The 18,357-nt window shown below is 46.1% G+C and carries 15 protein-coding genes; 6 read left to right on the top strand and 9 right to left on the bottom strand.

Going from position 1 to position 18,357, the window contains the following annotated elements:
• Positions 1–17: 17 nt before the first annotated feature.
• Positions 18–1,376, bottom strand: a complete 1,359-nt coding sequence (locus D8S93_RS01520) for a DUF4397 domain-containing protein (protein WP_152811728.1) — start codon at positions 1,374–1,376, stop codon at positions 18–20.
• On the bottom strand, positions 1,373–1,969 hold the full coding sequence (locus D8S93_RS01515) for an LON peptidase substrate-binding domain-containing protein (RefSeq protein ID WP_152811726.1): 597 nt from the start codon (positions 1,967–1,969) through the stop codon (positions 1,373–1,375). Before D8S93_RS01515 ends, D8S93_RS01520 begins: the two co-directional genes overlap by 4 nt.
• A 323-nt stretch (positions 1,970–2,292) precedes the next feature.
• Here D8S93_RS01515 and D8S93_RS01505 point away from each other — a divergent pair, with 323 nt between their 5' ends.
• From D8S93_RS01505 to csdA, 4 genes are all read left to right on the top strand, one after another.
• On the top strand, positions 2,293–3,111 hold the full coding sequence (locus D8S93_RS01505; RefSeq protein ID WP_006742558.1) for an outer membrane protein OmpK: 819 nt from the start codon (positions 2,293–2,295) through the stop codon (positions 3,109–3,111).
• A 108-nt stretch (positions 3,112–3,219) separates the two neighbouring features.
• Positions 3,220–4,110 carry a 2-dehydropantoate 2-reductase gene (gene panE, locus D8S93_RS01500; RefSeq protein ID WP_319802946.1) on the top strand — a complete coding sequence of 297 codons (891 nt, stop codon included), beginning with the start codon at positions 3,220–3,222 and terminating at the stop codon, positions 4,108–4,110.
• Positions 4,107–4,706 (top strand): DJ-1 family glyoxalase III, encoded by a 600-nt coding sequence (locus tag D8S93_RS01495; RefSeq protein ID WP_006742560.1) that lies wholly within the window; start codon positions 4,107–4,109, stop codon positions 4,704–4,706. The genes panE and D8S93_RS01495 overlap by 4 nt, the downstream gene beginning before the upstream one ends.
• On the top strand, positions 4,706–5,917 hold the full coding sequence (gene csdA, locus D8S93_RS01490) for a cysteine desulfurase CsdA (RefSeq protein WP_152811722.1): 1,212 nt from the start codon (positions 4,706–4,708) through the stop codon (positions 5,915–5,917). Before D8S93_RS01495 ends, csdA begins: the two co-directional genes overlap by 1 nt.
• Before the next feature lie 33 nt (positions 5,918–5,950).
• Here csdA and D8S93_RS01485 read toward each other — a convergent pair whose 3' ends face one another.
• The 5 genes from D8S93_RS01485 to D8S93_RS01460 form a co-directional block, all read right to left on the bottom strand.
• Positions 5,951–6,871, bottom strand: coding sequence for a GGDEF domain-containing protein (locus tag D8S93_RS01485; protein ID WP_046874992.1), 921 nt, complete (start codon positions 6,869–6,871; stop codon positions 5,951–5,953).
• 309 nt (positions 6,872–7,180) lie between these two features.
• Positions 7,181–7,609, bottom strand: coding sequence for a cysteine desulfurase sulfur acceptor subunit CsdE (gene csdE, locus D8S93_RS01480; protein WP_152811720.1), 429 nt, complete (start codon positions 7,607–7,609; stop codon positions 7,181–7,183).
• Positions 7,610–7,628: 19 nt separating this feature from the next.
• Positions 7,629–8,438, bottom strand: a complete 810-nt coding sequence (tcdA, locus tag D8S93_RS01475; protein ID WP_005380241.1) for a tRNA cyclic N6-threonylcarbamoyladenosine(37) synthase TcdA — start codon at positions 8,436–8,438, stop codon at positions 7,629–7,631.
• 99 nt (positions 8,439–8,537) lie between these two features.
• Complete coding sequence (gene mltA / locus D8S93_RS01470) at positions 8,538–9,641, bottom strand: murein transglycosylase A (protein ID WP_319802945.1); 1,104 nt, start codon at positions 9,639–9,641, stop codon at positions 8,538–8,540.
• A 273-nt stretch (positions 9,642–9,914) separates the two neighbouring features.
• On the bottom strand, positions 9,915–10,370 hold the full coding sequence (locus tag D8S93_RS01460; RefSeq protein ID WP_041852897.1) for a DUF2850 domain-containing protein: 456 nt from the start codon (positions 10,368–10,370) through the stop codon (positions 9,915–9,917).
• Between the two features lie 162 nt (positions 10,371–10,532).
• Between D8S93_RS01460 and argA the strand changes: the two genes are divergently transcribed.
• Complete coding sequence (gene argA, locus D8S93_RS01455) at positions 10,533–11,870, top strand: amino-acid N-acetyltransferase (RefSeq protein ID WP_053809817.1); 1,338 nt, start codon at positions 10,533–10,535, stop codon at positions 11,868–11,870.
• Between the two features lie 400 nt (positions 11,871–12,270).
• Positions 12,271–12,459: a hypothetical protein gene (locus D8S93_RS01450; protein ID WP_005380230.1), complete on the top strand. Its 189-nt coding sequence runs from the start codon at positions 12,271–12,273 to the stop codon at positions 12,457–12,459.
• Between the two features lie 34 nt (positions 12,460–12,493).
• On the opposite strand, the gene recD is transcribed toward D8S93_RS01450, so the two are convergent.
• Both recD and recB read right to left on the bottom strand, forming a co-directional pair.
• On the bottom strand, positions 12,494–14,641 hold the full coding sequence (recD, locus tag D8S93_RS01445; protein WP_152811714.1) for an exodeoxyribonuclease V subunit alpha: 2,148 nt from the start codon (positions 14,639–14,641) through the stop codon (positions 12,494–12,496).
• Positions 14,641–18,315 carry an exodeoxyribonuclease V subunit beta gene (gene recB, locus D8S93_RS01440; RefSeq protein WP_193621566.1) on the bottom strand — a complete coding sequence of 1,225 codons (3,675 nt, stop codon included), beginning with the start codon at positions 18,313–18,315 and terminating at the stop codon, positions 14,641–14,643. Before recB ends, recD begins: the two co-directional genes overlap by 1 nt.
• Positions 18,316–18,357 lie beyond the last annotated feature (42 nt).

The raw sequence follows: 18,357 nt of genomic DNA, 5'->3' as shown, positions 1-18,357 counted from the left end.
ATCTCCTCCCATTCGTCCTAATCGGTAACGTCATCAACCAACAAGTTGAAGCCACCGTTGTTCCCATCATCAATGGCAACCACCTGATACACAACACCATTCATCACATTGACTGGTGCTGAATCAACAGCAACCGTACTTGGATCGCCTGCCACTGTCACGGTTACATAATAGGTACCTTCAGCGACATATAATCCCTGAACGCTATCTTTGTACGCAAAATTAGCAATAGTTGGATCACTTCCATCTATTCCAGCGCTTGTAGTGAGATAAATATCCACCATTTCCGCTACGGGATTCGCCGCCGCATGTGTCACATTCAGCGTCGCGCTAGTTGCCACTGCACGTCTCATGTCTTCAACAACTAGAGGTTCGATATCAATCGTTGGGCTAACAACACCGACTGCGTAAACACTGTAATCCATTCCGCCCGCAACCATTAATCCGTCAACATCGATAATAGGGTTGGTTGTTGTGCCATCCACATAAACGTCAATATCGTAAGCGCCAGCATCGAGATCCAAATAACCACGAATCTCTTTGAACGCTAAGTCGGCAAGAGGACCGAAGGCCGCCCCGTTAACGTTGACATCGACGATTGGCGCTCCATCAACAAGATGTCCAACTCTTACTTCAGCTTGGCTGCCCATATCCTCGATTATAGAAGATCCTGAACCATCCAATACCAACAACTTAACTGGTGACGTGCTATTTGAATCTCCGGTACCGATAGCGGCAATCGTCAAGTTTGAATTAGCAGCAAGAGATATTGTGCCCGAATCAAAAGCAACGCTATCCCCAACAGCAAGTCGAACTTGGTACTCACCAGCGGGAATGTTCAATACGTCTGTAGATGCTTTATATGCAAGATTCATAAGCGGTGTCGCGCTAGCAAGATCAGCCCCTGGCTCGGTGACGTAGAGATCAACGGCAGGAACGCCAGACGCTGCATGAACAACTTGAACATCTAAACTATTGGCATCAGCCATTGAATCGGCGCTGCGAGTCACAACTAAAGGTTCTACTGGGTTTGGCGAACCATCGACATCACCAACAACGAACACGTTGTAATTGAGGTCTGAATCGAGATCTAATTCTGTTTTAGGTATTACAGTCGCGGTTTCATCGCCTGGAAGTTGAACATCAACTTGAATTGAGTTCATACCCTCACGTAACTTCATGTAACCAGAACCCATACCATAATCAACACCTGTCAATGATGATTTATCGTTTATCCACACATTTGCAAGCGGCGCATCAGAAGACGCATGTACTGCTTGCAAATTGGAATACTCGATGGTGTCGCTGTCGGAGCCACACGCCACCAGTCCTAATGCCGCCACCATAGTTAGCGCAGCTCTGCTAAATCCTTTCATATCCTTGCCTCTTTGTTAGTCGGGGCTTCTATGGCTTCTGTCAGAAATTGCAACGCAGGAATGCAGTTCTCTGCGCCAACCAGCTGTTCGAACAGATTGCAGTCTAAAGGAAGTAATTCAAGCCAGCGCTGGGTCACCCAAGCTGAGTCATCGTAAAAACAATGCTGGTAGAGATTTCCAAGTTGAGGAAACTCTTCATAAACATGGGATAACTGCTTGCTTAAATAGAAGAAATCTGGTGAGTTGTCTGGATGTTGCCAATTTTCTAACCATTCGACCTCTGCATGGCGTAAGCCGTCCGCATCTGCACGAACTCGTTTGACAACAAAGCGTTTCTCACCAGCGACTGTAATACCAAGAAGACCATCACTGAGTGTTTCAAAATCAACGATCCTGACCAAAGTTCCGATAGATGAAACATTTCCCACGTCTTTAGGGTCACCTTCATTACCTACTAGGCAAACTCCAAAACCCACATTTTGTAGGCTGCATTCCTTTACCATTCGCTTATATCGTGGCTCAAAAATGCGCAGATTCATTTTACCTTCAGGGAGTACAACTGAAGTGAGCGGGAATAACATGACTTCTTTCATTCAAACGTCCTCTTTGATTCACCGATACATACGAATCCCTTATCACTCCGATCACTAACGATTTATGTTGGTTAATCGACTGGCTTAAAAAGTCATAAAATCGCTTACGCAAACGATCCAAATCACATATTTATTGCAATCAAATGCAACAAACAAAAAGTTCCGTAAATAAAGATAATTTCGTGACGCAACTCACCAAAAACGTTCAATTTTGCACCCTTTATCACTTTCATTTGGGATTTTTATCGCTATTATTCCCGCCAATTGGAAAGCGCAGCACAGATTGCGTGTTCTGAATCATTACAAACATAGAGAGTCCCCTTATGCGTAAATCACTTTTAGCTCTTAGCCTTCTAGCGGCTACTTCAGCTCCAGTTATGGCGGCAGATTACTCTGACGGCGATATCCACAAAAACGATTACAAGTGGATGCAATTTAACCTAATGGGTGCATTCAACGAGAAAGGTTATGCTGAATCTTCTCATGATTACCTAGAGATGGAATTTGGCGGTCGCTCTGGTATTTTCGATCTATACGGCTACGTTGACGTATTCAACCTAGCTTCTGATCCAGGCAGCGACAAAGCTGGTGGCGAGAAAATCTTCATGAAATTTGCTCCACGTATGTCTCTAGATGCGGTAACTGGTAAAGACTTATCTTTCGGTCCAGTTCAAGAGCTATACGTTGCAACTCTAATCGAGTGGGGTGGTAACTCTGATGTTAACTCTCAAAAAATCGGTCTAGGTTCTGACGTAATGGTACCTTGGTTCGGCAAAGTTGGCCTAAACCTTTACGGTACATACGATGGCAACAAAAAAGACTGGAACGGCTTCCAAGTTTCAACTAACTGGTTCAAACCATTCTACTTCTTCGAGAACGGCTCATTCATTTCTTACCAAGGTTACATTGATTACCAATTCGGTATGGATGACGACAAAGGCAATAAGTTCAACACTACAGCATCTAACGGCGGTGCTATGTTCAACGGCATCTACTGGCACTCTGACCGCTTTGCTGTTGGCTACGGTCTGAAGCTATACAAAGACGTATACGGCTTTAAAGATGGCGAAGCTCTACCATGGGGTCATAAGCCAGAGTCTTCTGGTGTAGGTCACTATGTAGCTGTAACTTACAAGTTCTAATTGAACCACTAAGTTTCATCAAAAATGGCGCCTCTAGGCGCCATTTTTATTTGCTTTCCTTTTTTCCCTCATTATCCTTGCAGCAAACCTTTTTAATGAGAGCATTTGGTGAATATCCTTATCCTCGGTCCAGGTGCGGTGGGCTCACTCTGGGCAACAAAATTTCAGCTTGCCGGGCACAATGTTTCATTGTGGGGAAGAAGTTCAGAGAGCCAACAATCACTTCAGTTGGATGACACACCCGCAATCGTATTCAGTAATCAAGATATTTCCTCCGTAAATCAAGCGGATCTCATTTTGATCACGGTAAAAGCTTGGCAAGTGGAAGACGCCATTCAGCCTTTACTGCCTCATATCAACGCAGACACGATTATCATGCTGATGCACAATGGTATGGGTACCGCCTCTGGCGTGGAGAAGGCTCTGCCAAACAATCCGATAGTGCTCGCCACAACGACGCACGGCGCATACAAACCAGATAACCAACACGTACTGCATACTGGTCACGGAACAACGCAAGTGGGTGGTTATAATGACAAGGGAATGCAGTGCGCTTTTCTGCAAGATGTTATGCATCATGCCCTTCCAGAGGCCATTTGGAATCCACACATCCAATCTGCGTTATGGACTAAGTTAGCAATTAACTGCGCGATTAACCCACTGACTGCGATTCACCAGTGTAAGAATGGTAAGCTTGCGCAGCCCGAGTTTAAGATACAACTCGAAAGCATCACTCAAGAACTGGTTGAAGTAATGAGTAAAGAAGGTATTGCTATCGAGTTTCGCTCTCTTTTCGATACGGTAATGCAAGTGGTGAACGCCACAGCTGAGAACTATTCTTCAATGAGACAAGACGTATTCCATCAGCGTCGAACGGAAATTGATTTTATAACCGGATACTTGTTGAAGGCTGCCGAGAAACATCGCATCAATACGCCTGAGAATTTAAAACTTTACCAACGCATCAAACAAATAGAACAAAGCTGGACAGAACAATGAGTAAGAAAATCTTAGTGCCAATCGCTCCGGGCACCGAAGAAATGGAAGCCGTCACCGTTATCGACATGATGGTTCGCGCGGGTTATGACGTTACGGTAGCGAGTGCTGCTTTTGATGGCTCATTGACGATGAAAGCTTCTCGCGGAGTCACACTAACAGCCGATTGTAAGCTGGTCGATATCGCTGATGATGAGTTTGACGCCATAGCGCTTTCTGGTGGTGTTGGTGGTGCAGAAATTTTTCGTGATAGCACGGTGATGATAGAAATCCTTAAGCAGCACATCTATGAGGGAAAATTGGTCGCTGCTATCTGCGCAGCACCGGCGTTAGTATTGCAACACCATGATCTTTTCCCACAATCACTGATGACCTGTCACCCGAGCTTTCAGTCACATATCCCGGAAGAGAAGTGGCGCAGCAAACGCGTGACCTTTGATATCAATCACAACCTGATCACCAGTCAAGGTCCGGGCACTGCTTTAGAGTTCGCAATGGAAGTAATCATTCAACTCTCAGGTAAAAAACACGCATGGTCAGTTGCTGAACCAATGATCCCTCTGCCTACTCTGCATTACCATAAGCTTGGTGAAGAATAATGTTTGACGTAAATGCTGTACGTGAGCAATTTCCCGCTCTAAATCAATCCGTCAACGATACGCCCTTAGTGTATCTAGATAGCGCAGCGACAACGCAAAAACCGCAATGTGTGATTGATGTCATCAGTCATTACTACAGTGCGCAAAATGCCAATGTTCACCGTGGCAGTCATAGTTTAACGGCTAATGCCACCAGCCAATTTGAAGCGGCACGAGAACGAGTGGCAAACTTTATTGGTGCAAACAGCTCTAAAGAGATCATTTGGACACGGGGCGCAACCGAAGCATTGAACTTAATTGCTCAGACTTACGCCCGCAGCACGTTACAACCGGGTGATGAGATCTTGATTAGCGAGATGGAGCACCACGCTAACATCGTGCCTTGGCAAATCGTGGCAGAGCAAACGGGCGCCAAAGTCATAAAAGTTCCAATGACATCAGATTGCCAGTTCGACATCAGCGCATTTGAGGCGCTTCTGTCTGACCGCTGTAAAATTGTTGCTTGTGCGCAAATCACCAACGTCACGGGCACACGACAACCTATCGAAAAAATCACTGAACTAGCGCACAGCGTTGGCGCGGTTGTTGTGATTGATGGCGCTCAAGGCATCGTCCATGAGCAGCTTGATTTATCGGTATCAGATATCGATTTTTACGTTTTCTCAGGTCACAAACTTTATGCGCCAGCAGGTATTGGCGTTTTATACGGCAAGCTTGAACTTTTGGAAGCCATGCCACCATGGCACGGCGGTGGTAAAATGGTTGAACGCGTTTCGTTCGAGAAAACGACGTTTTCTGCACTTCCTGGTAAATTTGAAGCGGGCACACCAAACGTTGCGGGCGCGATTGCTCTAGCGAAAGCCATTGAGTGGTACCAAGGTTTTGACCATCACGAAGTAGAGGATCATCTCCATGTGCTTCAGGATAAGGCCTACCAAGCACTAAGCGCGTTGGATGACATTCATATTCTAGGCTACCAACCGAACGCCTCTGTACTGACATTCGTCATGGACGGCGTTCATCACCAAGACATGGCGACGCTGCTCGATCAACAAGGCATTGCGGTACGAGCAGGACACCACTGCGCTCACCCATTGATGGATGCGCTAAACGTTAAAGGCACGGTACGCGTTTCTTTTGGTATTTATAACACGGCTGAAGATGTGGATAGACTCATCGCCGCCGTAGAAAAAGCCGTCGACATGCTATAACCCCAACGGTTTGATTTGGAGTAACCAACAAGGTTACTCCATCTGCCTATCCAGAGTCGCCACGCAATTTCTGCCATTTCTTTTCGCAGCATAAAGCGCTTTATCTGCATGCGCATACAAACGTTTGGTGGTTTCATTTCTGCCTATTTCCACCACGCCTACACTCACCGTGACCGGAATTTCAATCTTTTCAAATTCGAACTGACAATTTTGAATGTGGGAACGTACTTCCTCTCCTACCTCTTTCGCCGCCGACAGAGAAGTTTCTGGCAAAATAATCGCAAACTCCTCCCCTCCGACTCTTGCGAAAATTTCGTCTTTGACGAGTAAGTGAGAAACCAAATCAGCTAACGTCTCTAAGACATAATCCCCCGCATCATGACCACGTTTATCATTGATGACTTTAAAAAAATCCAAATCAAATAATAACAACGCGGAGTGATAATCCGGAGCTTGGGATTTAATAACTTCTTCTGTGAGCTTTTCGAAAAAGACACGTCGATTGTAGATGTTGGTAAGAGCATCAATTTGGCTTTGATGGCGAAGAAGGGTTTCAACTCGGTGGCGATTGGAGATGTTGCGTGTAAGAATAAGGACAACGCGACGACCTCGGTATTTTATAGCGAGTGGGCAGATCTTGCCTTCGTAGTATAGGTCGCCTCTTGGCCCACTGTTAGCATCTATTCCCTGAATGCTGTCGGCGCACATCTTGTACTCGATCGTCACAATACTGTCTTGTTTCAGTGACCGATTTATCTGTTCGATAAACCAGTCAGCTTTATCTTTCTCAAGTACGCTGTGCAGCGTCTCACCTATCAAATTACTTCCATCGTGATAGGCTTTTTTATCTGTTCCTCCAAAAACATCAATATAGATACCATCTTCACTCAGAATAAAAGTGGGGTCTGGCATTCCGGATAACACGTCTTGCGCATGTTCCAAGGTGAATTGCATATAGGGAGGTTCCTAGCATTTGTATCTAAGTAACCCAATCGCTTCCAAGTGTGTTTCCACATTGGGGAATAGGAGCGAATGGGGCATATGTCTATTATCTAATATAGACAAATTTTAAATACAATTGAGTTTATAAAAACCAAGTGGGCAATATAATGAACCAGGATCAATAGAATGGTTAATTAACGCTAAAATAGTCGACCATTTGCATACTTTTTATCCACATGCAAAAAATATCTCAACTCAGATACAAAAAACGCCAAACAGCTAGGCTATTCGGCGTTTTTTTTAAATTGGGAAAATGACTCGTTACACGGCGGTTTGCTTAATCTGCTCTACAATAGCTTTCAAACCATTACCACGTGACGGGCTTAAATGGGAGACAAGCCCCAGTTGATCAAAATAAGCATCAATATCAAATGCTTGAATTTGATCGGCCGTTTTTCCGTCATAAGCCGCCATCACCAAGGCAATCAATCCACGGACGATACGCGCATCGGAGTCCGCACAAAAATGCCAAACGCCATCTTGATCTTGGCTCACTAACCACACCAAGCTTTCACAACCCGAAACGGTAACTTGTTCTGATTTCAGCTCTTCTGGCATTTGTGGCAGCTTTTTACCCCACTGAATAACCTGACGGTAACGATCTTCCCAGCCTTTAAATTGCTGCATAGTCGCTACAATGTCTTCGCTGGTGATATCTGTACCAAATGGAGAAACGGGAAAATCTGTCATGATGCGCTCTTCTTCTAGTTTACTTCTTATATTTTGAAATCAACTTCTCAACGATTCGCGATACCGCGACAAAGCCAAACGTTGCAGTTACGACAGTCGCCGCACCAAAACCGCTAGCGCAATCCATACGTTTTGGACCTTCCGCTGTCGACTTCACACCACACACTGAACCGTCTGCTTGAGGGTACTTCAGCTGCTCGGTTGAAAACACGCAATCAATACCAAACTTACGAGCCGGATTCTTAGGGAAGTTATGATGACGACGCAAGGTGTCTTTGATTTTCTTCGCTAGAGGATCTTGGATCGTTTTCGTTAAGTCAGCGACCATGATCTGCGTTGGGTCAACCTGACCACCAGCGCCCCCCGTAGTGATCACTTTGATCTTGTTGCTGCGGCAATACGCCAACAAAGACGCCTTCGCTTTTACGCTGTCAATCGCATCTAGCACGTAATCAAACTCTTTGCTTAAGTACTCATGTTGATTGTCTGGCGTGATGAAATCATCAATCAGGTTGACTTTACACTCTGGGTTGATCAATTTGACACGCTCGGCCATCACTTCAATTTTGCTTTGGCCAACGGTGCCCGTCATCGCATGAATTTGGCGGTTAATGTTCGTGACACAAACATCGTCCATATCAATCAGAGTTAGCTCACCGATCCCTGTACGAGCCAGCGCTTCCACCGCCCATGATCCCACGCCACCAATACCAATCACACAAACGTGTGCAGCGCGAAGAATGTCCACTTCGCTGTTGCCATAAAGACGACGAGTGCCGCCAAAGCGTTGATTGTAGCTGTCAGATGCTGGGGTATCGAGTTCACGCATATTGAAGTCCAGATGATCGATAGAAAAACAAAGAGTGCGATTTATACGCACTCTTTGATGAAATGTCTAGATAAGAGAGTGTTCCTCTCTCTTGGACGACTATTGTAGCTTTTCTGGCGGTAAAGCCCAAGGCGCTTGAGTTGGTGAGTTTTCTAACCCAAGTTTCCACACTCGACCAAAATGCTTGTAGTGCCCTGCTTCCGTTCCTGCTCTCGCACCAATGCCATGATACAGATCCAAATGGTTCTGTTTTACCGCACCACCAGTGTCTAAAACGATCAGCATTCGCAGTTGATGCGCACCACTCCACGTACCATCAGCATTCAACAGTGGCACTTCCGCCAAGATTGGCGTACCCATTGGTAAGATAGAACGGTCACCCGCGACAGCGGCCATTGGCAACAACGGAATACCAGCCGAGCCTGTTACTGGCGCTTCTGCTTTTGGCGCAAAGAAAACGTAAGAAGGGTTTTGCTCCAACAACTCGCGCACTGTCGCATCGTCGTTGTCCATCACCCACTCTTTGATTGCTTTGAGGGACATTTTTTCACGCGGGACTTCACCACGTTCAATCAAAATGCGGCCAATGCTGACGTAAGCTTTATTGTTTTTACCCGCGTACGCAAAGTACTCCAACGTATCATCATCTTCAAAATGCACGTAGCCACTGCCTTGCACTTCCATCATAAATGGGTCGATACGATTAGGCGCGTAACCTAGCACCAAACCTTGTCCATCTAGTGCTCCATTGTAGATCTCCGCGCGAGTCGGACAATCTGATGAGCAGTTTGGCTTGCCATAAACTGGGTACTTAAAAATGTCGTTTGGTGTATGACGCAGTTCCATCACGGGAGAAAAGTATCCGGTAAACAACACATTACCTTTTTTATCACCACCACCCAATTGCGCGGCTTGAATGCCAAACGCACTCAACGCACTGGTATCTCCGCTCTGTTGCGCCCACTCTCTTAATCGTTGATATAACGGTTGGTACATCTTCGCCATGGATGGTGACTTTATCACCACTTGCTCAGCTTGCTTGTTAAATTCAGTAAAATCGCGTGGTTTGTTAGACTCAACCACATCCACTTGATTGAGGATCTGAGGAAACTCACCATCAAGATATTGCTGAGCACGATCATTTTGTTGAGCACAGCCAAAGAGTAGGCTCAAAGAGATAATAGGAAGGAGTTTTTTTAACACGTGTCTTTTCCGTAAAAGAGAATAGCAAAAGGATGGCAAACAAATGCATACGACGCAATTGAAAAGCAACGACAAAATGTTTCAACGCTAAGCCAATCCGTTTACTCGTTGTGAATTCATTCAGTTAATGCAACATGATAACAGCGGAAGAATTACGGAATTGTCCGGATTATGTTTGAAAGTAAGATTTACTGATTGAGAGATGAAATTGTGATCATCCATGTGACTCACAGACGCAAGGACTCTCTGCTTAAAAGACAATGATAAAAACGACTATCTTACCGCAATCCTTGCACGCCCCTCTAAACGGAATACAGGTAGATAATGTGCATTGGCATCCAGCTTCATTTCTGCATGCTGCTTACCCACAAAATTGAAGTGCCGCTCATTTGAACCCACTCGATACGAAAACGAATCCCCATCGAATTCAAAACTGGTCGCCACTGTAGAACCATTTACAGTAACACCGTGCTCACTCAACACAAATTCTTCACGAGCATAAGGCGCAACATCTTGCTCAACCCAGCGGCCATAAATAGTCGATTTAGGAATAGGCGGATTAATGGTTCGAGTAATCAAATCACTATACAGCATGCACACGACAACGGTTCCAACTATCGCTATAAGCATAAGAGAACGCTCTAGCCACTTACGAAGCATTGATTTAGATGACGTTTTTGACAGATTTGAAGCAGTGATCGCAGCATTCTTATTAACAGCAGAAGACATGAGGTTCACGTATTGAGAAAAGACGCGCTCATTGTAACTCTCCCCTTCAACGGGACCAAGAACCTACCTCAATATGTTTGTGCTTTATTCCAAAATTTCACCTTGCCACTAAGTGAATAAAAAGGCATTATTTTAACATAATTAAACAAAGGAATGGCTGTAGTGAAAATTCGTAGTACTGCTCTCGTAAAAGGATTCCGTCAATCAACACCTTATGTCAATGCTCACCGCGGAAAAACCATGGTGATCATGCTGGGCGGAGAAGCCGTCGCACACAAAAATTTTGGCAATATTATTAATGATATCGCACTCATGCACAGCCTCGGAATCAAAGTCGTGGTGGTGTATGGTGCACGTCCTCAAATTAATCAGCTGCTAAAAAAACAAGACCTCACTACGCCTTACCACAAAAATATCCGCATTACCGATGAATCGGCTTTATCTGTTGTTATGCAAGCTGCCGGACAACTTCAGCTTGCGATTACTGCGCGCCTATCAATGAGCCTCAACAATACTCCGATGGCAGGTACCCAGCTCAATGTCGTTAGCGGCAACTACATCATTGCTCAACCACTCGGCGTTGATGATGGTGTGGACTATTGCCATAGTGGACGTATTCGCCGCATTGACACCGATGCTATCAACCGCACTCTTGATCAAGGCTCTATTGTGCTACTTGGCCCCATTGCGAGCTCTGTGACTGGCGAGTGTTTTAACTTACTTTCTGAAGAAGTTGCGACACAACTGGCGATCAAATTAGGCGCAGACAAACTGATTGGTTTCTGTTCAGAACAAGGGGTCATTGATGACAACGGTAATGCTGTCGCCGAGTTGCTGCCAATTGAGGCGGAGCATGTCATCAAAACGCTCTCTGAAAATACGTCTCCTGACCTAGATTACAACACTGGGACACTGCGCTTTCTTAAAGGGTCTATTGCCGCTTGCCGTGCCGGAGTACCTCGCAGCCACTTGATCAGTTATAAAGTAGATGGAGCCCTAATTCAGGAGTTGTTCTCTTTCGACGGTATCGGAACCCAAGTCGTTATGGCGAGCGCTGAACAAGTGAGGCAAGCCAATATTGACGATATTGGCGGTATCTTAGACCTCATTCGTCCTTTAGAAGAACAAGGTGTACTCGTTAGGCGCTCTCGAGAGCAGCTAGAGCAAGAGATTGGAAAGTTTACCATTATCGAAAAAGACGGTCTGATTATTGGCTGTGCAGCCCTTTATCCATACCCAGAAGAGCGCAAAGCAGAGATGGCTTGCGTAGCGATTCACCCTGACTATCGTGATGGGAACCGAGGTTTGTTACTGCTCAACTACATGAAACATCGTTCTAAATCCGAAACCATTGATCAAATCTTTGTCCTCACGACACACAGTCTGCATTGGTTCAGAGAGCAAGGTTTTTACGAAGTCAGTGTCGACTATTTGCCCGGAGCCAAACAAGGACTATATAACTTCCAGCGTAAGTCAAAAATCTTAGCGCTAGATTTGTAGCTTAACCTTAAATCACGAAGCAAAATTTAACGTTCCGCTATACCAACACCTCAAGGTGCGGGATTCTGCTCATTGACGCTCAATCCTGCACATCAAGTTTGTTTTGGAGTAAGGCCTCACATAAATCCTGCTTCGAGCTAGCGAGTCATCATGTAAACACCAACTTAGAAATGCGCAAACCATTGCTTAATTTTCGTTCCAATTTTATCTTTTAAATATACATTTGGTTGGCTATACTCTGCTCGCTAGTGATTGGTTTTTAACCAATACGAATGGATCTAGGTGATGAAATGTAGCCTTCACCCTAAAATACTGGGCAATTGAAAAACTAGTTAGCTCCGTATTGCGTACCAAGGACAGTTGTTAATCTGACTTTAAATAAGCCGAGACGAGCACTGTTATGAGAACAATCATTTGTAATTCGCTTCAAAGCTTCTGGGATATGGCTGACAATCAGTTTTTAGAAGGCCTAGACGTCCACTGTGTTTTCCCCGTAAATGACGCTATCCGAGATTTTATTCTTGCTTATCAACAGCAATACAAAATACGCAGCGTATCTTTTACCAATGCGTTTGCAAAACATGCATAAAAGAAGACCGAGCCATAAGCTCGGTCTTCTTGTTTTAGTTGGTAAGCCGCTTTACTAACCCACTCGCACGAGCCGTTTTCACTTTAATGCCTCGCTTCAGAACATTGAGTTCGGCGTAAAGAGCTAAGCGCTTTTTCGCGCGGGTAATGCCTGTGTAAATCAACTCACGGGTTAATATCGGGCTAAAGTCTGGTGGTAATATCATCAGAGTGTAGTCAAATTCACTGCCTTGCGATTTATGGATGGTCATGGCGTAAGCCGTTTCATGTTCAGGTACTCGGCTTGGCAAGACCGATTTCACACTGCCGTCAGGTAACTCGAAAAAGACTTTCAAACGTGGTTCTTCTTCACTGTCATCTCGCATGCAAATACCGATATCACCGTTATACAAACCTAGACCGTGATCATTACGCGTAACCATGACGGGTCTGCCGTGATACCAAATTTCATCCTGAACCTGAATTAACTTGCGCGCCGCGAGTGCTTTCTCAATACGCTGGTTTAGTCCCGCTACACCAAAGTCACCTTCACGGATCGCGCACAGCAGTCGGCATTGGTTGAAAGTATCTAACACCGCTTTGGCTTTGTGCGTTAGCGACTCTGGCTCTCCGGTTTTAGGATCGATTTCTTGTTGTCCAATGCGTTTGAGGTAACGACCGTATTCCTGCACCAACGTCTGCATCATTTGGTTGTAATGTTGGCTACTTAGCGCGAAATGTTCGATGTCAGAAAAATCTTTCGCCCAGACATTATCTACGCTCGCAGCAGAACCTGAGTTAACCGCTTTTGCCAACTGACCAATGCCTGAGCGAGCATCAAATCGGTAGCTCTTTTGCAGCATACATAAACTATCGGCAATGCTAGATGCACTGTTACCCGTATGCGCTAAAGTATCGAAACCCGTCAGTTTTGCGATGGCTGATGCCTGCTCTTTGCCATAGCCCAATGCATGGAACGAACAGATATCACCCAACACTGCCCCTGCTTCAACTGAGGCAAGTTGATCTTTATCACCTAACAAAATCAGCCGCGCATGTTTCGGTAAGGAATCGACCACTTTGTACATCATTGGTAAATCAACCATCGACGCTTCGTCGATAACTAAAATATCCAAATGCAGTGGATTTTGCTTGTTGTGACGAAATTCTGCGCTATTAGGAATCGCGCCCAGCAACCTATGTAAGGTACTCGATTCAGTCGGAATTTTAGCTTTTAGCTCCGGAGAAACTGGCAGTTCTTGCACTGCTTTACCAATGGACTCGGTTAATCGCGCCGCCGCTTTCCCCGTCGGGGCCACCAGCTTGATGGTTAGATTTTTCTCGTGCGTCGCCTGTTCAATCAAAGCGGCAAGCAATTTGGTTACCGTCGTCGTTTTACCCGTACCTGGGCCACCAGAAATCACAGCAAATCGACGAGTTAACGCAACTGCCGCCGCGACTTTTTGCCAGTTCACGCAAGCCGAGAGTGGCACAAGTTCATTCAGTGTTTGCAAGTCCTGAACCTTGCGCGCATTGCTAAGCACGGAATCAATGGCGTGCCAATCCAACGATTCGCTTGCGACCACATCAAGGTGGTCACACACCAATTGTTGACGCAACACTTGGTTGCTGTTTCCCGCTTCTACTGCTTTGCCTAACGCGTTAAACAGAAAATAGTATTGGCGTGCAAACAAATGGTTGAGCAACTCGGATAATCGCGAAAACTCTTGCGCTTGCAAGTTAACTGCGGCGCCCAACTGGTTAAGCTTTTCCGCCAGTGTCACTTCATAATGCCAATAGCGGTGCAGATACAGACGCTCGCCATCGAACATCAGCGGTAAGGCTTCTCCTTGCGCGCCGACCAAGCTGGAATTTTGTAATACTTGAATCCAGTCTATGCCTTGCAACTGTGTATTGAGCGCCAATGCCGACTCACCAAACAGCCCTAACTTACTGGCTAAATCCGCAGATTGCCCTTGCGCATCGAACAGAGACAGACAGATATGTCCTTTGCCAAGCTCACTACTGGCAACACCAGCGATAAACGCCAGTGCTTGGCTGTCCGACGATTCATCATGCGTTTGAGAATCAATAAAACAGGCGAATTGGTAGTCGAGCTGACGAATAGCACCTTTGTGCGCCAAGCGTTCCAGCACTACCAATAAACTATCTTGGCCAGAATGAAGATTGTGATTTGTAGTCATTAAAGTAGCTCCATCTGCCCGGCTTGAGTTGAGCGCGTTTCAAGTGCTTGACCATCAATCAAACGATCCACCTCTTGTAAGAACTCTAAGGTTGGTTTCGCGGCAAAAATGCCGTGGTCACTCTGCCCATCCATGCCGCGCAAGAACAAGTAATACACGCCACCGAAGTGATGATCATATTGATAATTCGCCAATCGGCTGCGTAGGAAACGATGCAGTGCTAATGCATAAATCTGGTACTGCAAATCGTAGCGGTGATCAGCCATGGCCGATTTCAGAGCCTCACCATGGTAGTGCGTCACATCGTCGCCAAGATGATTCGATTTCCAGTCAAGCACATAGTATTTACCTTGATGTTCAAACACCAAGTCGATAAAACCTTTGAGCATGCCTTGCACGGTTTGGAAACCTAAATCCCCCGCTTTCGCCGACAACGGATCGTGACGTTGAATGACTCGGTTTAACGCCGGTGCAGACAAAACTTCAATCGGCAACAAAAATTCCATCTCCACCAAACGTTGCGACGGTGCTTTTTGATTCAGCAGCAAAGACTTACCATCCAATGGCGTTGCGAGTACGGTATCAATCAATTGCTGTAAAATGGGTAACCACTCTTCATCGAGCTGTTCGCTTTCCATCAAACCAAGGATGATTTGTGTATTCTCTTCCGTCGTGGCTGGCTGAGTAAATTCAATTTCCTCAAACAGGCTGTGCAGGAACGTACCCGGACGCGCACCACGAGGGAAGATAAAAATAGAGCGCTCTGGCTCCACCAAATCCGCTTCGTCTTGCTCTTCAGATGAGTCGATATCAAAACCCGTAATCTCAATCGTGGCATCATGCTCGGCGTGATGAGAGCCTTGCTTGACCAAGCCAGAATAACTGGTGATGCGCCAGTTTCTGTCGATAGGGTTTTGCAGTTCTTTCGCGCTAAGATCGTGTATTTCTTCTTGTGGCGCTACGTACTTCTCTTCGAGTTGCTGCGGCGGATCGGCCACAACGACACAATCAAGCTCGTCTTGTTGCTTTGTTAAACCTTGGTGCAAATCGTTAATGCCACCTTCTTGACCATTCTGAATCAAATAGCCAATCGCACTGCGGTGTACGCCAGTTGGCTCTTTGGTCGAACGACCATTGCGCAAAGGCGAGGCTCCAATAAAACACGCATACACAGCTCGCGTTAGTGCCACGTATATCAAGCGTAAGTCTTCCGCCAAACGCTCTTTATCCGCTTGCTTCATGGACGCATCGTTGCCAGTGATATCCAGTACCGTGCGGTCATTGGCTGCATCGTAATATTTGGCTTCACTGGCTTCTCGATAGCTGAACACAAACGGCAGAAATACGAGGTCATACTCCAAGCCTTTTGATTTGTGAATAGTTACGATCTGCACTAAGTTACGTTCCGATTCTAAACGTTGGATTTGGTCATCACTGCCACCCAAACCGTTTTCCGCATCACTGATAGACTGAGCGAGCCAACGCAGCAGGCCGTGGTCGCTATCCAGTTCATTACTGGCTTGTTGCAGCAGTTCACCGATGTGCATTAAATCGGTAAGTACTCGCTCACCATTCTCACCCTGTGAACTCGCACCTTCTTCTAGTAATCGCTCGGCAATATGGCGTTTACTGATCACCGCGCGCAACATCGGCAGCACACCACGCTGAACCCAAAGTTTGCGATACTCTTTGAATTCGTTAACGGCGTTTTCCCACACAATTTCATCGTTATTAAGCGCATCCAAACTTGCTGCATCGAGGGCAAACAGCTCAGAGGCAAGACTTGCACGCAGCGCACGGTCATTTTCTGGAGTCAGCACTGCTTGTAGCAAACGCTGTAAATCCTGTGCCACCGAACTGGTAAACACACTGTCTCGGTTAGACAGGTACACGCTGGCAATGCCTTGATCAGCCAACGCTTGTTTGATCATTCGACCTTCACTACCTGTTCGAACCAACACCGCGATATCGCCCGCTTGAACCGCTTTCTGTTTTTCGCCATTCACCAGACACGCTTGCCCCTGTTGAGCCTGCGTCAAAATGGTTTGGATTTGGCTTGCGGTCGCCTCTGCCATTCGAGTCAAATACTCGCCTTTTGGTAGCGGTTTATCGTCCGCTTCTTGCAACCAATAAGTCAGCGCTGGTTGCTTTTGGCCACCCATAGTCCAAATGCGTTTTTCGGCATTGGGACTGTACTTAACGGGTAAGAACGGAATATCCGAATCGTAGATAAATGGACTGTCTGGCAAAGCAAATACTTGGTTTACCGCCTGCACCATATCTGCGCTAGAACGCCAGTTGGTTCCTAACGTGTAGTGGGCACTTACTTGGTTACGCGCTTTGATATAAGTGAAAATGTCTGCGCCACGAAAGCCATAAATCGCCTGCTTGGGGTCACCGATCATAAACAAACCACATTCCGGGTTGTTCAGATAAATACGGCTGAAAATACTGTATTGAAGCGGGTCGGTATCTTGGAACTCGTCAATCATTGCGACAGGATACAAAGTACGAATACGCGCCGCTAAAAGCTCGCTTTCGTCCGTATCGATAGAAGCAGAAAGTTGTGTCAGCAAATCATCGAAAGAGAGCCACTGTTTTTGATTTTTCGCGTTGGCCAGCATCACACGACAATGCTCAATCGCATGAGCAAGCAGTGGCGCTTTTAAGCTGATTGGATTGGCAAGAAATGTTTCAATGGCTTCAAATACCGCATGCTGCGGCGCACTGCCTTTCGGTGTTTTTTCCAACAAGACGTTTTGCGCGAATTTCTCCAGCTTGTCTGGATAATCGTATCCTGTGGTTTCCGTTGCTGCCCAAGCATTCACCGCCTCCAACCACGTCGGCAGAGACTTTTTGGTGTAGCTGCGCTTGTTAATATCTGAATCTGAAATCAGCGTTAAGAAGTCATCTTGGCTTTCTCGCCACTGTGCTTTTAATTCATCAATTTTTTTCAAATTTTCAGTATGAAGATCAGCCAAACTGCCTTTCATTGCAGGAACAGAAAGGCTTAAAGGCGCACCGGTTAAGTAATTGCTGATGTCAGACAACAACGCAGATGGAGAGCCCCATAGCTGGCGAATTTCTCCAGCCAAGGTAAATGGCAACGGGTAAAAGTTGCGGCGCCAGTAATCGGCTACAACTTGCGCTTTTAGGTGACTTTCATCGGTCACAAACTCGTTATTAAATCGGCTGCCAGATTCAAACGCATTTTGCGTTAGCATACGTTGGCAAAAACCGTGAATGGTGTAGACCGCCGCCTCGTCCATCTGACGCTCTGCCTGCAATAAAATTTCTGCGGCTTGCTTGTGCTCGTCAAACTCATTAAGCAAAGGTTGGATCACCGGATCGGAACTCTGTCCACGCGCAAACGCGATTCGCGCGTCATGGATCCTTGCCCTGATACGATCGCGCAATTCCGCAGTTGCCGCTTCGGTAAAGGTTACGACCAGAATTTGGTCGACCGTAAGCGGTACGCGATGTCGAGTTTCCTCGCAGCCGTGACCAAGCAAAAGGCGCAGATATAAACCTGCAATAGTGAAGGTTTTACCTGTGCCTGCTGATGCCTCGATTAACCTCGCACCATGCAGAGGAAACGTCATCGGTTCTAGTGGCGTTGGTTGAGGTTGCTCTGTGCGGTCTAACGTATGTAGAGGACACTCTGCACCTGACATTTGATCCATAACGCTGAATCTCTCCGGATTATTTACTAGGAC

Origin of the sequence: Vibrio sp. VGrn 2, assembly GCF_009361695.1 — a bacterium.
Lineage (GTDB): Bacteria > Pseudomonadota > Gammaproteobacteria > Enterobacterales > Vibrionaceae > Vibrio > Vibrio diabolicus.
Note: the sequence above shows the minus strand (reverse complement) of the source record. Positions and strands in the feature narration are given on the sequence as shown.

What these genes read in the sequence shown, in the direction of transcription:
- D8S93_RS01495 (WP_006742560.1), top strand. Translation starts at nt 4,107, where the DNA reads ATGAGTAAGAAAATCTTAGTGCCAATCGCTCCGGGCACCGAAGAAATG.
- D8S93_RS01515 (WP_152811726.1), bottom strand. Translation starts at nt 1,969, where the DNA reads ATGAAAGAAGTCATGTTATTCCCGCTCACTTCAGTTGTACTCCCTGAA.
- csdE (WP_152811720.1), bottom strand. Translation starts at nt 7,609, where the DNA reads ATGACAGATTTTCCCGTTTCTCCATTTGGTACAGATATCACCAGCGAA.
- D8S93_RS01460 (WP_041852897.1), bottom strand. Translation starts at nt 10,370, where the DNA reads ATGTCTTCTGCTGTTAATAAGAATGCTGCGATCACTGCTTCAAATCTG.
- csdA (WP_152811722.1), top strand. Translation starts at nt 4,706, where the DNA reads ATGTTTGACGTAAATGCTGTACGTGAGCAATTTCCCGCTCTAAATCAA.
- recD (WP_152811714.1), bottom strand. Translation starts at nt 14,641, where the DNA reads ATGACTACAAATCACAATCTTCATTCTGGCCAAGATAGTTTATTGGTA.
- tcdA (WP_005380241.1), bottom strand. Translation starts at nt 8,438, where the DNA reads ATGCGTGAACTCGATACCCCAGCATCTGACAGCTACAATCAACGCTTT.
- recB (WP_193621566.1), bottom strand. Translation starts at nt 18,315, where the DNA reads ATGTCAGGTGCAGAGTGTCCTCTACATACGTTAGACCGCACAGAGCAA.
- D8S93_RS01505 (WP_006742558.1), top strand. Translation starts at nt 2,293, where the DNA reads ATGCGTAAATCACTTTTAGCTCTTAGCCTTCTAGCGGCTACTTCAGCT.
- D8S93_RS01450 (WP_005380230.1), top strand. Translation starts at nt 12,271, where the DNA reads ATGAGAACAATCATTTGTAATTCGCTTCAAAGCTTCTGGGATATGGCT.
- D8S93_RS01520 (WP_152811728.1), bottom strand. Translation starts at nt 1,376, where the DNA reads ATGAAAGGATTTAGCAGAGCTGCGCTAACTATGGTGGCGGCATTAGGA.
- D8S93_RS01485 (WP_046874992.1), bottom strand. Translation starts at nt 6,871, where the DNA reads ATGCAATTCACCTTGGAACATGCGCAAGACGTGTTATCCGGAATGCCA.